The organism is Variovorax sp. 10N432 (assembly GCF_056394465.1).
The window spans coordinates 40,814-57,489 of sequence record NZ_JBFTHX010000019.1 but is presented as its reverse complement, the minus strand read 5'-3'; the positions used below and the strand labels follow the sequence as shown (position 1 = coordinate 57,489).

Here is a 16,676-nt window from a genome sequence, read left to right as displayed (position 1 = left end):
GGGGGCTTTATTCGGATCAACGGCGGATTATAGAGAGGCCCCCGGACCCGGCCGCCTCAGGCCGGACCCGGGGCGTCCCGCGGCCCTACCGGGTGGCCCAGCCGCCACCCAGGGTCTTGTAGAGCACGACCTGGTTCTGCAGGCGCTGCTGCCGGATCTGAGCGGTCGCGAGCTGAGAGGTGAACAGCGAACGCTGGGCATCCAGCAGGTCGAGCCCACTGGCGACGCCACCGCGATAGCGCATGTCCGACAGCTGGAAGCGGGTTTCCTCGGCCTTGGACTGGGCCACCAGCGCGCGCAGTTCCTCGTCGTAGGTGGCGCGGCCGGCCAGCGCGTCGGCGACCTCGCGGAAAGCCGACTGGATCGACTTCTCGTACTGCGCCACCGCGATCTTCTGTCCGGCGCGGGCCGAGTCCAGGTTGGCCTGGTTGGCGCCGGCGTTGAAGATCGGCAGCGTGATCTGCGGCGCGAAGGCCCAGGCCTTCGTGCCGCTGCTGAACAGGTTGGAGAACTCCGAGCTCGTGGTGCCGATCGAGGTGGTCAGCGTGACCCGCGGGAAGAAGGCGGCGCGCGCGGCACCGATGTTGGCGTTGGCCGCGATCAGCTGCTGCTCGGCGGCACGGATGTCGGGCCGCTCGACCAGCAGGTCGGACGGCAGGCCCGCCGGCACCTCGGGCATCGGCGCCAGCGCCTGCAGTCCCTCGGCGGCGCCGACGATGGTCTCCGGCGGCACCGGGGCACCGAGCAGCAGTGCCAGCGCGTTCTCGTCCTGCAGCCGCAGCCGCTGCTGCTGGGCGTAGGTGGCGCGCGCGGTCTCGGCTTGCGCCTCGGCGAAGCGGTAGTCGATCTCGGAGGCCACGCCGTTGTCGAAGCGCAGCTTGGTCAGCTTGAGCGAATCATCGCGCGTGACCATGGTGCGGCGCGTGATCTCGAGCGCCTCGTCGTCGCCGAGCACCGCCAGCCAGCCGTTGACCACGGAGGCGATCAGGCTGATCTGGGTCGCCTTGCGGGCTTCCTCGGTCGCCAGGTACTGGGCCAGCGCGGCATCCTTCAGGCTCGCCACGCGGCCGAAGAAATCGAGCTCCCAGGCCGTCACGCCCAGGCCCACCGAATAGACGGAGCTCACGCCGTCGCCGACCAGCGACGGACGCTGGCGCGTGCCGCTCGCGCTGGCGTTGAGCGCCGGGTACAGCGCCGCGCGCGTGATCTGGAACTGCGCCCGCGCCTGCTCGATGTTGAGGATCGACACCTGCAGGTCGCGGTTGTTCGTGAGCGCGAGGTGGATCAGCTGCTGCAGCCGCGGGTCGGTGAAGTAGTCCTGCCAGGCCACGGTCGCGGCCAGCGGCTGGCCGGGCGCGGTCGGCGCCGCCGCCGCGTTCGGGAAGGTGGCCGGCACCGGGGCCGCCGGGCGCTCGTAGGTCGGGATCAGCGAGCAGCCCGCCAGCATCAGGGCGGCGGCGCCTGCCAGCGCGGTGGTGATGAATCGCTTAGTCATGTTTTTCTTCCTCGATGCCGGCGGCCTGGGCGTGCCGCTTGTCGGCCTCGTGCTGTCGGGCGCTGCCCTTGAAGAATCCGCGCACCACCACGAAGAACACCGGCACGAAGAACACCGCGAGGGTGGTGCCGGTGATCATGCCGCCGAGCACCCCGGTGCCGATCGCGCGCTGGCTCGCCGAGCCGGCGCCGGTGGCGAAGGCCAGCGGCATCACGCCCAGGCCGAAGGCCAGCGAGGTCATGATGATCGGCCGGAACCGCAGGTGTGCGGCCGCCAGCGCCGATTCGACGACGCCCTTGCCCTGCGCCTGCAGGTCCTTGGCGAACTCGATGATCAGGATCGCGTTCTTCGCCGACAGGCCGATGATGGTGATCAGCCCGACCTGGAAGTACACGTCGTTGGAGTAGGCCCGCAGCATCGTCGCCAGCAGCACGCCCAGCACGCCCAGCGGCACCACCAGGATCACCGCCAGCGGGATCGACCAGCTCTCGTAGAGCGCCGCGAGGCACAGGAACACCGCCAGGATCGCGAAGCCGTACAGGATGATGGCCTGCGAGCCGGCGAGCTTTTCTTCCCGCGACTGGCCGGTCCATTCGTAGCCGAAGCCGGGCGGCAGCTGGGCGGCAAGCCGCTCCATCTCGGCCATCGCCGCGCCGGTGCTGTAGCCCGGCGCCGCGTCGGCGCTGATGCGCATCGCGGGATAGCCGTTGTAGCGCACGGTCTGCTGCGCGCCGGTGATCCAGCGCGTGGTCGCGAAGGCCGACAGCGGCACCGGCTTGCCCTGCGCATTGGCCGCGTTCAGCTTGAGCAGGTCCTCGGGCTGCATCCGCGCCGGGGCGTCGGCCTGCACCACCACGCGCTGCAGGCGGCTCTGGTTCGGGAAGTCGTTGACATAGCTCGAGCCGAGCGCGGTCGACAGCGTCGCGTTGATCGCATCGAAGGTCACGCCCAGCGCATTGGCCTTGTCGCGGTCGATGTCGATCTGCAGCTGCGGTGCGTCCTCGAGGCCGTCGGGCCGGGTCTGCGTCAGGATCTTGCTCTGCGACGCCATGCCCAGCAGCTGGTTGCGGGCGTTGACCAGCGCCTCGTGCCCCGCGCCGGAGCGGTCCTGCAGGCGGAAGGTCACGCCGCTGGCATTGCCCAGTTCGGGAATCGGCGGCGGGCTCAGCGGGTAGATGAAGGCATCGCGGACGCCCGACAGCGCACCGAAGGCACGGCCTGCCAGGGCCGAAGCGGATTCGCCCTCGCCCTTGCGTTCCTTCCAGTCCTTGAGCGTCACGAAGGCGAGGCCGGCGTTCTGGCCCTGGCCCGAGAAGCTGAAGCCCATCACGCCCACCATGCTCTGCACTTCGGGCTGCTTGAGGATGAAGCCCTCGACCTGCTTCATGACGTCGAGCGTGCGCTCCTGGGTCGCGCCCGGCGGCAGCTGCACGTTGACGATGATGTTGCCCTGGTCTTCCTGCGGCAGGAAGGAGGTCGGCACCCGCAGGTAGGCGATCACCACGACGCCGATGATGGCCGCGTAGATCACCAGGTAGCGCAAGGCGCGGCGCAGGATGCGCGCCACCAGGCCTTCGTAGCCCTTGGCGGTGCGCGAGAAGCCGCGGTTGAACCAGCCGAAGAAGCCGGTCTTCTCGTGGTGGTGGCCGGCTTCGACCGGCTTCAGCAAGGTCGCGCAGAGCGCCGGCGTGAGCGACAGCGCCATGAAGGCCGAGAAGCCGATCGACGCCACCATCACGGCCGAGAACTGGCGGTAGATGTTGCCGGTCGAGCCGGCGAAGAAGGCCAGCGGCACGAACACCGAGATCAGCACCACGGTGACGCCGATGATGGCGCCCGAGATCTGCTTCATCGCCTTGCGCGTGGCCTCCAGTGGCGGCAGCCCTTCCTCGCTCATGATGCGCTCGACGTTCTCGACCACCACGATGGCGTCGTCCACCACGATGCCGATCACCAGCACCATGCCGAACATCGTCAGCACGTTGATCGAGAAGCCCAGCGCCAGCAGCACGCCGAAGGTGCCCAGCAGCGCGATCGGCACCACGATGGTCGGGATGATGGTGTAGCGCCAGTTCTGCAGGAACAGGAACATCACCAGGAACACCAGCACCACGGCCTCGACCAGCGTCTCGGCCACCTGCGAGATCGAGATCTTGACGAAGCGCGAGCTGTCGTACGGAATCTCCCACTTCACGCCCTGCGGGAAGAAGCGCGACAGCTCCTCCATCTTGGCGCGCACCAGCTTGGCCGATTCGAGCGCGTTGCCGCTGGGCGCCAGCTGGACGCCGATACCGACCGCCGGTTCGCCGTTCAGGCGCGCCGAGGTCGAGTAGGCCTGGCCGCCGAGCTCGATGCGGGCGACGTCGCGCAGCCGCACGGCCGAGCCGTCGGTGTTGGCGCGCAGCACGATGTTGCGGAACTGCTCGACATTGGTGAGCTGGCCGTTGACCACCACCGTGGCCGCGATCGCCTGGCCGGCCACGTTCGGCAGGTCACCGATGGTGCCCGAGGCCACTTGCGCGTTCTGCCCCTTGATGGCGTTGGTGACGTCGCTCGACGACAGGTTGAAGCCCTGCAGCTTCGCCGGGTCGATCCAGACCCGCATGGCCCGCTCGGTGCCGAACAGCTGCGCCTGGCCGATGCCCTTGACGCGCTGCAGTTCGGGCACGACATTGCGCGAGGCGTAGTCGCCCAGCGCGATCGGGTCGAAGGCCGGGTTGTCGGATGAAAGAATCGTGAACAGCAGGAAGTTGGAGCGCGACTTGTCGACCCGCACCCCCTGCTGCGTCACCGCCGCGGGCAGCCGCGGGGTGGCGCGCGAGAGCCGGTTCTGCACGTCCACCTGCGCCAGGTCGGCGTCGGTGCCGGGCGCGAAGCTGATCGTGATGGCGCCGGTGCCGTCGGCCTGCGCCACCGATTCCATGTAGATCATGCCGGGCGAGCCGTTCATCTCGCGCTCGATGACCGACAGCACGCTGTCCTCGAGCGTCTGGGCGGAAGCACCGGGGTAGGCGGCGTTGATGACGATGGCCGGCGGGGCCACCGGCGGGTACTGGGCGATCGGCAATTGCGTGATCGCCACACCGCCCACCACGAGGATGAACAGTGCGATCACCCACGCGAAGATCGGACGGTCGATGAAGAACTTGGCCATGCGGGCGGGCTCCTTACTTCGCGGCCGCAGCCGGGGCGGCCGCAGCGGAAGCAGCCGGCGCCGGGGCGGTGGCGCCCTGCGGCCCGGTCCACGGCACCGCCTTCACGGGCGTGCCGGGCGGCATCATCTGCAGCTTCTGGAAGCCGTCGACCATCACCTGCTCGCCGGCCTTCAGGCCATCGAGCACCACCCACTGGTTGTTCTGGGCGGCGCTGATCTTCACCGTGCGCTTGCTCAGCTTGCCGTCGGCGCCCACCACCGTGAGGGTGTCGCCCTGCTGGGTGCGCGTGACCGCCTGTTGCGGCACCGTGATCGCGTTGGTGGCCTGGGCCTGCTCGATGCGCACGCGCACGTACAGGCCTGGCAGCAGGTCGCCCTTCGGGTTCGGCACTTCGGCGCGCAGCGTGACCTGGCCGGTGGTCTGGTCGACCGTCAGGTCGGAGAACAGCAGCCGGCCCGGGTGCGCGTATTCGGTGCCGTCCTCGAGCGCGATGCGCACGCTGGCGGCCTCGCCGCCGGCGCGCTTGAACTGGCCGTCCTGCAGCGCGCGGCGCAGCCGCAGCACCTCGGTGGCCGACTGCGTGAAGTTCACATACAGCGGGTCGATCTGCTGGATCACTGCCAGCGCCGTGGCGTCGCCCTGGCCCACCAGTGCGCCTTCGGTCACGAGCGAGCGGCCGATGCGGCCCGAGATCGGGGCCGTCACGGTCGCGTAGCCGAGGTTGATCTTGGCGGTCTGCAGCGCGGCGCGGCCGACCGCGATGTCGGCTTCGGCGGTCTTGGCCGCGGCGACCGCGTTCTGGTATTCCTGCTTGCTGACCGCGTTGGCCGCGACCAGCGGCTTGTAGCGCTCGGCCAGGGCCCGGGCCTGCACCGCATTGGCTTCGGCGCGCGCCAGGCTGGCCTCGGCGCTCGCCGCCGCGGCGGCGTAGGGGGCGGGGTCGATGCGGTAGAGCACCTGGCCGGCCTTCACGTCGCTGCCTTCCTGGAACACACGCTGCATCAGGATGCCGGCGGCGCGGGCGCGCACCTCGGCCACCCGGGTGGACTCGAGCCGGCCCGGCAGTTCGGTCACCAGCCCGACGTTGGTCGGGGTCGCGACCACCACGCCCACCTCGGGTGCCGGATGGCCGCCGCCACCCGCGGCCTTCGGGGCTTCTCCCTTGCCGCAGGCGGTCAGCGCGAGCAGCATGACGGCGGCGGCGGCAATGGTGGCAGGGCGGCGCGGCGAGAACAACGAATGGCGCGAGACATGCAAGTCGGGCATGTGATTCCTTTGAAGGAGGGACGGGAGATTGGCGCGACCGCGCGGGTGCCTAGAGCAACGGGGCGATCTTGACTATCGGGGAAAGGGCTCTATCTTACATACATTCATGAATGTATAGTGTCACCTTTCCCAGCCGGTGGATTTTAAGAAGGGAGTCTCTGAAAAATGGTCAGACGAACCAAGGAAGAGGCCCAGGAGACGCGCAACCGCCTGCTCGACGCGGCGGAGGTCCTGTTCCAGGCCCAGGGCGTGTCGCAGACTTCGTTGCAGCAAATTGCGCACCAGGCCGGCGCGACCCGAGGCGCGATCTATTGGCACTTCAAGGACAAGGCGGCGCTTTTCAACGCCATGATGGACCGCGTCACGCTGCCGCTCGAGGCCGAGGTGGCCCGGGCCTCCGCCGGCAGCGGCGCCGAGCCCATGGGCGAGGTCGAGCACCAGATGGTCGAGGCGCTGAAGCTCATGACCAGCGACATGCAGGTGCGCCGGGTGTTCGACATCGCCACCCACAAGGTCGAGTACACCCACGACATGGAGTCGGTGCAGCAGCGCCACCTGTCGGCGCGCAACGGCTGCGTGACCGAGTTCGAGAAGGCCATGGTGGCCGACGCCCGCCGCACCCGCAGGCGGCTGCCGATCCCGGCGCCGGCGGCGGCCCAGGGCCTGCATGCGCTGATCAGCGGGCTGATCCAGAACTGGCTGCTGGACCCGTCCGCTTTCGACCTCGTGGAAACGGGGCGCCAAGCCTTCCGGGTTTACCTCACGGGCCTCGGATTTCCCCCCAATGTGCCGGGCGCCGTCCGATAGGCGATAATAGAGAGCTTCCGATGTTTCGGAAGCCCCTCTCGCTGTATTTCAACGGATAGAATTCGGCCCTCCGAAGGCTGAGATCCAGGTTCGATTCCTGGCGGCGGGACCAAATTTGAGGCCGGAAGCATCCCAGTTGCTTCCGGCCTTTTCACATCTGCGGCCCTGATCGATGCGGTGCTTCTCCAAGGTGCAGGGCGATCCGCTATCGTGCGGTACATGTCTTCCTCCGAGTTCCCTGCGCCTGGCACCGTCGGCCGCCCGACGCTCGACGTCGCGGTCGTGATGCGCCGCGAGCGCCTGCACGGCCCGTCGAGCCACTGGCAGCCCTGGCGCTGGACGCTCGACAGCGTGATCCCCGACGCGCCAGGCTTCGGCGCCGGGCCCCGGCTGCTGCACGACGACGACGGCGCGCAGCGATGGCTCCATCCCGGCTACAAGGTCGAGCTGTTCCGCGACGAAGCCGAGGGCTACCACCTGAACGCGACCACCCCGGCGCCCTGCTGGTTCGTGCTCTGGCGCATGGACGAGGAGGCGACGCTCGGCCCCGAGCCGATCCCGCGCCCGGTCGTCGTGACGCTCAGCTACTACGAGGCCGGCCGCTGGCTGGATGCGCAGGAGACCGTCGAACAGGTGCCGGCCCCGCCCGAGGTGATCGACTGGGTGCGCGACTTCGTGGATGCGCACTACGTGATCGAGCCCAAGCGCCGCCGGCGGCCCGAGAGCTTCCGGCCGCTGGTCGATCGCTTCGGCAACGCGGCCAGCGTGACGACCGAAAAAAAGCGCGGACCGGGAGCCGGCGATGTCTGAGGGATTCCTGGGTCGGTGGTCGCGCCGCAAGCAGGCCGAGCGCGCCGGCCAGGTGCCGGAAGAGCAGCCGCCGACAGCGCCGGCGCCACCGCAGGACGCCCCGCCTGCGACGCTCGAAGCGAGCACGATGCCTGCCGATCCCGCGCCCGAACCGCCGCCGCTCACGCTGGCGGACGCGCAGGCGCTCACCATCGAGTCCGACTTCAGGCCGTTCGTCGCCCGGGAGGTGGCGCCCGAAGTCAAGAACGCTGCCTTCAAGAAGCTGTTCGCCGACCCCCACTTCAACGTGATGGACGGCCTGGACACCTACGTCGACGACTATTCCAAGCCGACTCCCCTGCCCGACAGCGTGCTGCGCCAGATGGCAAGTGCGAAATTTCTGAACCTCTTCGACGAAGAGCCCGAGCAGACATCCCGCGACGATGGATCGCCAGACGTGGCACAGTCGAGCGATCCAGGGGACCTTTCCAGCCAGCCGGTTGCCGATGCGCAACCCGCCAGCCAAGATGCCGATGACCACCACGCTGATCTGCGACTGCAACAAGACGATGCCGCTCGAGCCGAAGACGCTCGGGACGGCCCTGGCTGAGTCACTCCCCCTTCATTCCTCGCTCTGCCGCCGCGAGGCGGCATCGTTCCAGCGAGCCGTCCAATCCGGCGACGACGTGGTGGTCGCCTGCACCCAGGAGAAGCGGCTTTTCGCGGAGCTGGCGGCGCAGGTGCCGGCGGCCACGTCGCCGATCCGCTTCGTCAACATCCGCGAAACCGGCGGCTGGAGCCGCGACGCCAGGAGCGCGATGCCGAAAATCGCTGCCCTCCTCGCCGCCGCCCGGCTGCCCGAGCCCGATCCGGTCTCGACCGTGCGCTATGTCAGCCAGGGCCGCCTGCTGATCGTCGGTCCGCTGGACGAGGCCGAGAAGGCGGCGGCGCTGGTCGCCGATTCCCTCGACGTGACGATCTTCTCGCAAGGCGCGGGCGCGGCCGGCGGTGCGCAGGAGCGGCGCTGGCCCGTGCTCGCCGGGCGCATCGATTCGCTGGCGGGCTGGCTCGGCGCGTTCCGGCTGCAGTGGACTCGCGACAACCCGATCGACCTCGACCTCTGCACCCGCTGCAACGCCTGCGTGGCCGCGTGTCCCGAACAGGCCATCGGCCTGGACTACCAGATCGACATGGCCAAGTGCAGCGCGCACCGTGATTGCGAGCGCGCCTGCACCGCGGCCGGTGCGATCCGCTTCGACCGGCCGCCGGAGGCGTTCGACGGCGACTTCGACCTCGTGCTCGATCTCGGCGCTGCGCCCCAGATCGATTGGCATGCGCCGCCGCAGGGCTATTTCCACCTGCCGGGCGGCGTGGCGCATCCCCAGGGCCCGCAGACCCTGCTGCGGCTGCGCGACATGGACGGCGAATTCGAGAAGCCGAAGTTCTTCGACTACAACCAGAAGCTCTGCGCCCACAGCCGCAACGAGGTGGTCGGCTGCAGCGCCTGCATCGACGTCTGCTCGGCCCACGCCGTGAGCAGCGCCAAGGAACGCCAGCGCATCGTCGTCAATCCCCATCTCTGCGTCGGCTGCGGCGCCTGCACGACCGTGTGCCCGACGGGCGCGCTGGGCTATGCCTATCCGCGCGCCCCCGACCAGGGGCTCAAGCTGCGGACGCTGCTGTCCACCTATGCGGGTGCGGGTGGACGCGACGCGGTGCTCCTGCTGCACAGCGAGGAGGGCGGCCAGGCGCTGGTGGCGCAGCTGGGGCGGCAGGCGCAGCTCGGCAAGGCGCAGGGCGTGCCGGCGAACGTGATCCCGGTCGGGCTCTTCCACGCGGCAAGCACCGGCATCGACCTGTGGCTGAGCGCCGTGGCGTTCGGCGCGTCGCAGGTGTGCGTGCTCGTCACCGGCGAGGAAGCGCCGCAGTACCGCGCCGCACTCCAGACACAGGCGGCGCTTGCCCAGTCGCTGCTGCACGGGCTGGGCTACACGGGCACTCACTTCCGCATCGTCGAAGCGGCGTCGGTCGCCGCGCTCGACGGCGCGCTCGGCGCACTGCGCGACACCCGGCCGCAGGTGCCCGACAAGGTCGCCCGGTTCGCGGTCGGCGGCGACAAGCGCAGCACGCTCGAACTCGCGCTCGATCACCTGACGGAGGCCGCGCCGGCGCTGAAGGCGCAGCCCGACACGCCGATCGCCATCCCGTTGCCGCCAGGCGCGCCCTTCGGCACCGTCGCAGTCGACAAGGACAAGTGCACCTTGTGCCTGGCCTGCGTCGGCGCCTGCCCGGCGGGCGCACTCCAGGATAACCAGAACGCGCCGCAGCTTCGCTTCATCGAGAAGAACTGCGTCCAGTGCGGGCTGTGCGAAACGACCTGTCCCGAGCGCGCGATCTCGCTGGTGCCGCGGTTCCTGGTGGCGCCCGAGCGCAAGCAGCCGGTGGTGCTCAACGAGGCCAGGCCCTGGTCGTGCATCCGCTGCGCGAAGCCCTTCGGCACCCAGAAGGCCATCGAAGCGATGCTCGGCAAGCTGGCCGGCCATGCCATGTTCCAGGGCGAGGCCCTGGAACGGCTCAAGATGTGCAGCGACTGCCGGGTGATCGATCTGTACAGCGCGCAGGGCGAAATGAAGATCACAGACCTATGAGCCAAAGCTTCCCCGCCTCCTCGGCACTCGACGAAGAGATCGCCCGCGCGGAACTCTACGGACTGCTGGCGCGCCTCTGGTACGCCGCACCCGATGCCGAACTGCTCGAGGCCGTCCAGGTCGCACCGACCGAAGCGCCGGCCGCGGGCGCGTTCCTGGAGGAGCCGTGGCGCACCCTGGTGGGCGCGTCACGCGACACCGACGCGGGGGCGCTTCGCAACGAATACGACGCGCTCTTCGGCGGGATCGGCAAGCCGGAGGTCTATCTGTTCGGCTCGCACTACCTGAGCGGATTCCTCAACGACAAGCCGCTGGTGCACCTGCGCCGCGATCTCGAGCGGATCGGCCTCGCGCGCGACGAATCGATGCCCGAGACCGAGGACCACATTGCCTGTCTCTTCGAGGTCATGCGCTACCTGATCGCCGGAGAAGACATCGAGGTCTCGAACCTCCCGGCCCAGCAGGCCTTCTTTTCGACCCATGTGCAGCCATGGCTGCCGGCCATGTGCGACGCCGTGGCGCAGCACCCCAAGGCGCGCTTCTACGCCGCCCTGGCCGGCCTGACCTCGGCCTTCGCGGAGGTCGAACGCCAGGGCTTCGACATGCTGGACTGAGATCGAAGGACATTGACGACGACCTATTAGGGTCAGGACTAGTATCCAAACGTACGCAACTGGTTTTATATGTGGGTTCGCCCAGCCACTCCTGGAGTTGACATGCAGGACAGCCAAAACGCCGCCCCTCAGCGGGCGTCGCGAAGGGGATTCTTTTTCGGCGCCGCCACGGTCGGCGCCGCCGCCGCGGCGGTCGCCGTGCTGCCCGGGGTCGCCCCGGCGCCCGACGCCACGGCGGCGCCCGAGCTCCCGCCACCGCCCGCGAAGGGCGGCGGCTACTCGCTGAGCGAACACGTCAAGCGCTACTACAAGACCACGTCCGCCTGAGCACGAAGGCACCTGCGATGCTACTGACCAAAAAATCGACCGGCGCCCCGCATGGCGGCGCCGCTTCTTCCTCGTCGTCCCTTGTCCACAGCTTGCGGCGCGGCCTCTCGAGCGCGCTGCCGACCATGGACCGGCGCGCCTTCCTGCGCCGATCGGGCCTGGGCGTCGGCGCCGGCCTGGCGGCCGGCCAGCTCACGTTGCTGCGCAAGGCCAATGCCGCCGAAGGCCGTCCGACCGCGGTGGGTGCGGGCAAGGTCGAGGTCCGGCGCACCATCTGCTCGCACTGCTCGGTCGGCTGCGCCTCCGACGCCGTGGTCGAGAACGGCGTCTGGGTCCGCCAGGAACCGGTGTTCGACTCGCCGATCAACCTGGGCGCGCACTGCGCCAAGGGCGCCGCCCTGCGCGAGCACGGCCACGGCGAATACCGCCTGCGCTATCCGATGAAGCTGGTGAACGGCAAGTACGAGCGCATCAGCTGGGACACGGCGCTCGACGAGATCACCGCCAAGCTCAAGGATCTCTCGAAGGCCAGCGGCCCCGATTCGGTCTACTGGATCGGCTCCAGCAAGCACAGCAACGAGCAGGCCTACCTGCTGCGCAAGTTCGTGAGCTTCTTCGGCAGCAACAACTGCGACCACCAGGCGCGCATCTGCCACTCGACCACGGTCGCGGGCGTGGCGAACACATGGGGCTACGGCGCCATGACCAATTCGTACAACGACATGCGCAATGCCAAGGTGGCGCTGTACATCGGTTCGAATGCGGCCGAGGCCCATCCGGTGAGCATGCTGCACATGCTGCATGCCAAGGAAAACGGCTGCAAGATGATCGTGGTCGATCCGCGCTTCACGCGCACCGCGGCCAAGGCCGACGAGTACGTGCGGATCCGCTCGGGCTCCGACATTCCCTTCCTCTTCGGTGTGCTGCACCACATCTTCAAGAACGGCTGGGAAGACAAGAAGTACATCAACGACCGCGTCTTCGGCATGGACGAGGTGCGCGCGGAGGTCATGGCCAAGTGGACGCCCGACAAGGTCGAGGAGGCCTGCGGCGTCAACGAGGCGCAGGTGCTCAAGGTCGCGACCTGGCTCAACGAGAACCGTCCGGGCACCATCGTCTGGTGCATGGGCCAGACGCAGCACACGATCGGCAACGCGATCGTGCGTGCCTCCTGCATCCTGCAGCTGGCGCTGGGCAATGTCGGCACGGCGGGCGGCGGCACCAACATCTTCCGCGGCCACGACAACGTGCAGGGCGCCACCGACGTCGGCCCGAACCCCGATTCGCTGCCCGGCTACTACGGCCTGGTCGAAGGATCATGGAAGCACTTCGCCGCCACCTGGGGCGTGGATTTCGACTGGATCAAGAGCCGCTTCGCCTCGCCCGCGATGATGAGCAAGCCCGGCATCACCGTGTCGCGCTGGATCGACGGCGTGCTCGAGAAGAACGAGCTGATCGACCAGGACTCGAACCTGCGCGGCGTCGTCTATTGGGGCCACGCGCCCAACTCGCAGACCCGCGGCCTCGAGATGAAGCGGGCGATGGACAAGCTCGACCTGCTGGTGGTGGTCGATCCGTATCCGTCGGCCACCGCGGCCATGGCCGCCATGCCCGGCCGGGCCGAAGACCTCAATCCCAACCGCGCGGTCTACCTGCTGCCGGCCTGCACCCAGTTCGAGACCAGCGGCTCGGTGACGGCCTCCAACCGCTCGCTCCAGTGGCGCGAGAAGGTGATCGAGCCGCTGTGGGAAAGCCGCAGCGACCACATGATCATGCAGCAGTTCGCCGACCGGCTCGGCTTCGGCAAGGAGCTCAGCAAGAACTACAAGATGCAGCAGGTCAAGGGCATGGACGAGCCCGTGCCCGACGACATCCTGCGCGAGATCAACAAGTGCTGCTGGGCGGTCGGCTACACCGGCCAGAGCCCCGAACGGCTGCAGGCCCACATGCGCAACATGGCCGCCTTCGACGTCCGAACGCTCAAGGCGAAGGGCTCGGTCAAGGACAAGGTCAACGGCTACGACATCGCGGGCGACTACTACGGCCTGCCCTGGCCCTGCTACGGCACGCCCGCGTTGAAGCACCCCGGCTCGCCGAACCTGTACGACACCTCCAAGCACGTCATGGACGGCGGCGGCAACTTCCGCGCCAACTTCGGCGTCGAGCGCAACGGCAAGAACCTGCTGGCCGAAGACGGCTCCCATTCGCTCGGCGCTGCCATCACGACCGGCTACCCCGAACTCGACCACCTGCTGCTCAAGAAGCTCGGCTGGTGGGACGAGCTCACCGAGGCCGAAAAGGCCAAGGCCGACGGCAAGAACTGGAAGACCGACAGTTCGGGCGGCATGATCCGCGTGTTCATGCAGAACCACGGCTGCCATCCCTTCGGCAACGCGAAGGCGCGCGCCGTGGTGTGGAACTTCCCCGATGCGATCCCGCAGCACCGCGAGCCGCTCTACGGGACCCGGCCGGACCTGGCGGTAAAGTACCCCACGCACGACGACAAGATGGCCTTCTGGCGTCTGCCCACGCTCTACAAGAGTATTCAGCAGCGCAACATCGCCGACAAGATCGCGGAGAAGTTCCCGTTCATCATGACCTCCGGCCGCCTGGTCGAATACGAGGGCGGCGGCGAGGAGACGCGTTCCAATCCCTGGCTGGCCGAGCTGCAGCAGCAGATGTTCATCGAGATCCATCCGCGGGTGGCGGCCGAGAAGGGCATCCGCAACGGCGAGCGCGCCTGGGTCCACACGCCCACCGGGGCGCGGCTCAACGTGCAGGCCCTGGTGACCGAGCGCGTCGGGCCTGACACGGTCTTCATGCCTTTCCACTTCTCCGGCCACTGGCAGGGGGCCGACATGCTGGCCTACTACCCGGCGGGCGCGCATCCGATCGTGCGCGGCGAAGCGATCAACACCAGCACCACCTACGGGTACGACAGCGTCACGATGATGCAAGAAACCAAGACGACGGTCTGCAACGTCGAGAAGGCATAGAGGACTCAGTATGGCAAGAATGAAGTTCGTCTGCGATTCCGAACGCTGCATCGAATGCAACGGCTGCGTCACGGCCTGCAAGAACGAGAACGAGGTGCCGTGGGGCGTGAACCGCCGCCGCGTCGTGACGCTCAACGACGGCGTGCCCGGCGAGCGCTCGATCTCGGTGGCCTGCATGCATTGCTCCGACGCACCCTGCATGGCGGTCTGCCCGGTCCAGTGCTTCTACCGCACTGAAGAAGGCGTGGTGCTGCACGACAAGGATGTCTGCATCGGCTGCGGCTATTGCTCGTACGCCTGCCCGTTCGGCGCGCCGCAGTTTCCGTCGCAGGGCACCTTCGGCGCCCGCGGCAAGATGGACAAGTGCACCTTCTGCGCCGGCGGCCCGGAAGAAAACGGCTCGCAGGCCGAGTTCGAGAAGTACGGCCGCAACCGCCTGGCCGAAGGCAAGCTGCCGGCCTGCGCCGAGATGTGCTCGACCAAGGCCCTGCTGGCGGGCGACGGCGACGTGGTCGCCGACATCTTCCGCACCCGCGTGGTCCATCGCGGCAAGGGTGCCGAAGTGTGGGGCTGGGGCACCGCCTACGGCTCGCAGACAGCCGGCACGCCGACCAACGGGGTCGCGAAATGAGGCGCCTTTCCGCAACGGTGGCGCTGGTCTCGGCGCTGGTGCTGCTGGCGGCCTGCACCGAGAAGCCGCAGACCAACGCCCATGGCGTGCGGCTGGATGCCGCCCCATGGACCGGCACCGGCACCAAGCCCGACACCGGCACGGCGTTCACCGCCAGCGGCTGGCAGATCGGCGACCGGTCGTCCTGGGAGCAGCACCTCAAGACGCGCGCCCAGAACCAGAACGAATACAACCGGATCAACTGAGCCGGAGGTTGCATGAGACAAGCGCTTAACGCCCTGGCGATGGCCGCCGTGCTGGGTTGCAGCATCGCCGCCCATGCCCAGACGCCGGAACCGCCGGCCGCAGCCACCGCGCCGGCAGTCGCCACACCGGCGCCGGTCGCGCCTGCCGCGCCGGTCGCGGGCGGCATCCGCAGCCAGAACATCTTCGACGTCAAGCCGGAAGCCAGCGCCGACCCGAACTACCTCAACCAGACCAATGGCGAACGCCAGCGGGTCCAGCCGGGCAACAACGCGCCGATGTGGCGCCAGGTGAGCGGCGGCGTGACCGGCTTCAGCAGCCTGCCGGCCAGCGAAGCGCCGGAGGCCGGCAACCTGATCCAGGGCTTCGTGAAGTACCCGGGCTCGCTGTACACCAACGCCGGCGAAGCCTGGCGCCAGGTGCGCAACAACTGGATCATTCCCTACGGCGCCGCGCTGCTCTTCGTGACCTTGCTGGCGCTGGCGATCTTCTATTTCACCCGCGGGCCGATAGGGCTGCACGGCCGCGAGACCGGCCGCAAGATCGAGCGCTTCACCCCGTTCGAGCGGGCCACGCACTGGTCGAACGCGGGTGCCTTCGTGGTGCTGGCCATCTCGGGCATCGTGATGGCCTTCGGCAAGTTCTTCCTGCTGCCGGTGCTGGGCGGGGCCTTGTTCGGCTGGCTGGCCTACGTCCTCAAGACCGTGCACAACTTCGTGGGTCCGCTGTTCGTGGTGACGACGATCTTCATGATCTTCACCTTCATTCGCAGCAACTGGCCCAGCAAGGACGACTTGACGTGGCTCAAGCGAGGGGGCGGCCTGTTCGGGGGCAAGGAGCCGCCTTCGCATCGATTCAACGCGGGCGAGAAACTGGTGTTCTGGGGTGGCGTGATGCTGCTTGGCAGCCTGGTCATCGGATCGGGGCTGTTCCTCGACAAGCTGCTGCCGGGCTTCGTCTACACGCGCGGCGAGATGCAGGTCGCGCACATGATCCACGCCGTCGCGACGCTGTGCATGATGGCGCTGATCATGGGCCACATCTACATCGGCACGCTGGGCATGAAGGGCGCCTACTCCGCCATGCGCGAGGGCTCGGTCGACGAGACCTGGGCCAAGGAACATCACCCGCTCTGGTATGCCGACATCGCGGCCGGCAAGATCCCGGCGCAGCGCAGCGTGCAGGCACGCGAGCATGCGCCAGTCGCCAACGTCCGGGTCGAAGGAAGTCCCTCATGAAGAACGCGCTGAAACTTTGCGGCCTGTCGTTGGCCTTGGCTTTTGCATCCTCTGCGCTGGCCAGGTTGCCCGCACCGCCTGCCACGCCCGAAGCCAAGGCCAAGGCGGCCGAGGCGGCGGCCAGGACCGCCTGGAGCGCCAAGGTCGACAGCTACCAGCTCTGCCAGGCGCAGACGCGGGTCGCGGACCATGTCCGCGAAGGACTGGTCGCCGCGGGCAAGCCGGTGCCGGTCGCCACGCCGACGCCGCCATGCACCGACCCGGGCCCCTTCGCCTTTGCGCCGCCGACCGAGGAAGCGAAGCCGATCGAAGCCTCGGGCGCCCATTCGCCCGCAACCACCGCCGCTTCGCCGCCGAGCTCCAACCAGACCTCGGCCGAGACCAATCCCGCCCCCAAGAAATGAGGCACGCCACGACCGCCACTGCACCTAAGTGCAAGTGACAGCCCGCCTCGGCCCGCGTATGGT

The 16,676-nt window shown here is 68.5% G+C and carries 14 protein-coding genes and 1 tRNA gene; 12 read left to right on the top strand and 3 right to left on the bottom strand.

Translation table 11 applies throughout. From position 1 onward, the window contains the following. Window positions 1-85 precede the first annotated feature (85 nt). Genes AC1DF3_RS21670 through AC1DF3_RS21660 form a run of 3 tightly spaced genes read right to left on the bottom strand, consistent with a single transcriptional unit; the run spans window position 86 to window position 5,916 of the window. Window positions 86-1,495, bottom strand: a complete 1,410-nt coding sequence (locus AC1DF3_RS21670; RefSeq protein ID WP_478140816.1) for an efflux transporter outer membrane subunit — start codon at window positions 1,493-1,495, stop codon at window positions 86-88. Further along, window positions 1,488-4,649, bottom strand: coding sequence for an efflux RND transporter permease subunit (locus tag AC1DF3_RS21665; RefSeq protein WP_286534943.1), 3,162 nt, complete (start codon window positions 4,647-4,649; stop codon window positions 1,488-1,490). Before AC1DF3_RS21665 ends, AC1DF3_RS21670 begins: the two co-directional genes overlap by 8 nt. A 13-nt stretch (window positions 4,650-4,662) precedes the next feature. Further along, window positions 4,663-5,916, bottom strand: coding sequence for an efflux RND transporter periplasmic adaptor subunit (locus tag AC1DF3_RS21660; RefSeq protein WP_286534942.1), 1,254 nt, complete (start codon window positions 5,914-5,916; stop codon window positions 4,663-4,665). A 165-nt stretch (window positions 5,917-6,081) separates the two neighbouring features. Here AC1DF3_RS21660 and AC1DF3_RS21655 point away from each other — a divergent pair, with 165 nt between their 5' ends. The 12 genes from AC1DF3_RS21655 (at window position 6,082) to AC1DF3_RS21600 (ending at window position 16,613) form a co-directional block, all read left to right on the top strand. Continuing rightward, window positions 6,082-6,723 (top strand): TetR family transcriptional regulator, encoded by a 642-nt coding sequence (locus AC1DF3_RS21655; protein ID WP_286534941.1) that lies wholly within the window; start codon window positions 6,082-6,084, stop codon window positions 6,721-6,723. A gap of 37 nt (window positions 6,724-6,760) precedes the next feature. Beyond that, window positions 6,761-6,835: transfer RNA gene (locus AC1DF3_RS21650), tRNA-Arg, on the top strand. A 107-nt stretch (window positions 6,836-6,942) separates the two neighbouring features. After that, on the top strand, window positions 6,943-7,533 hold the full coding sequence (locus AC1DF3_RS21645; RefSeq protein WP_286534940.1) for a DUF3305 domain-containing protein: 591 nt from the start codon (window positions 6,943-6,945) through the stop codon (window positions 7,531-7,533). Next, on the top strand, window positions 7,526-8,122 hold the full coding sequence (locus tag AC1DF3_RS21640; RefSeq protein WP_478140815.1) for a DUF3306 domain-containing protein: 597 nt from the start codon (window positions 7,526-7,528) through the stop codon (window positions 8,120-8,122). Before AC1DF3_RS21645 ends, AC1DF3_RS21640 begins: the two co-directional genes overlap by 8 nt. After that, complete coding sequence (locus tag AC1DF3_RS21635; RefSeq protein ID WP_478140814.1) at window positions 8,046-10,160, top strand: 4Fe-4S dicluster domain-containing protein; 2,115 nt, start codon at window positions 8,046-8,048, stop codon at window positions 10,158-10,160. The genes AC1DF3_RS21640 and AC1DF3_RS21635 overlap by 77 nt, the downstream gene beginning before the upstream one ends. Further along, complete coding sequence (locus AC1DF3_RS21630; RefSeq protein ID WP_478140813.1) at window positions 10,157-10,774, top strand: TorD/DmsD family molecular chaperone; 618 nt, start codon at window positions 10,157-10,159, stop codon at window positions 10,772-10,774. Before AC1DF3_RS21635 ends, AC1DF3_RS21630 begins: the two co-directional genes overlap by 4 nt. Window positions 10,775-10,876: 102 nt before the next feature. Beyond that, window positions 10,877-11,101, top strand: coding sequence for a formate dehydrogenase (locus AC1DF3_RS21625; RefSeq protein ID WP_286534936.1), 225 nt, complete (start codon window positions 10,877-10,879; stop codon window positions 11,099-11,101). Between the two features lie 17 nt (window positions 11,102-11,118). Then, a complete protein-coding gene (locus tag AC1DF3_RS21620; RefSeq protein WP_286534935.1) occupies window positions 11,119-14,097 on the top strand; it encodes a formate dehydrogenase subunit alpha in 2,979 nt (992 codons plus the stop codon). Window positions 14,098-14,107: 10 nt separating this feature from the next. Then, window positions 14,108-14,728 (top strand): formate dehydrogenase FDH3 subunit beta, encoded by a 621-nt coding sequence (gene fdh3B / locus AC1DF3_RS21615; protein ID WP_286534934.1) that lies wholly within the window; start codon window positions 14,108-14,110, stop codon window positions 14,726-14,728. Continuing rightward, entirely contained in the window at window positions 14,725-14,973 is a 249-nt protein-coding gene (locus AC1DF3_RS21610) for a hypothetical protein (RefSeq protein WP_286534933.1), read from the top strand. The genes fdh3B and AC1DF3_RS21610 overlap by 4 nt, the downstream gene beginning before the upstream one ends. Before the next feature lie 12 nt (window positions 14,974-14,985). After that, the gene (locus AC1DF3_RS21605) at window positions 14,986-16,209 is read left to right on the top strand and encodes a formate dehydrogenase subunit gamma (RefSeq protein ID WP_478140812.1); all 1,224 of its coding nucleotides are present in this window, start codon (window positions 14,986-14,988) and stop codon (window positions 16,207-16,209) included. Continuing rightward, window positions 16,206-16,613: a hypothetical protein gene (locus AC1DF3_RS21600; protein WP_286534930.1), complete on the top strand. Its 408-nt coding sequence runs from the start codon at window positions 16,206-16,208 to the stop codon at window positions 16,611-16,613. Before AC1DF3_RS21605 ends, AC1DF3_RS21600 begins: the two co-directional genes overlap by 4 nt. Window positions 16,614-16,676: the final 63 nt, after the last annotated feature.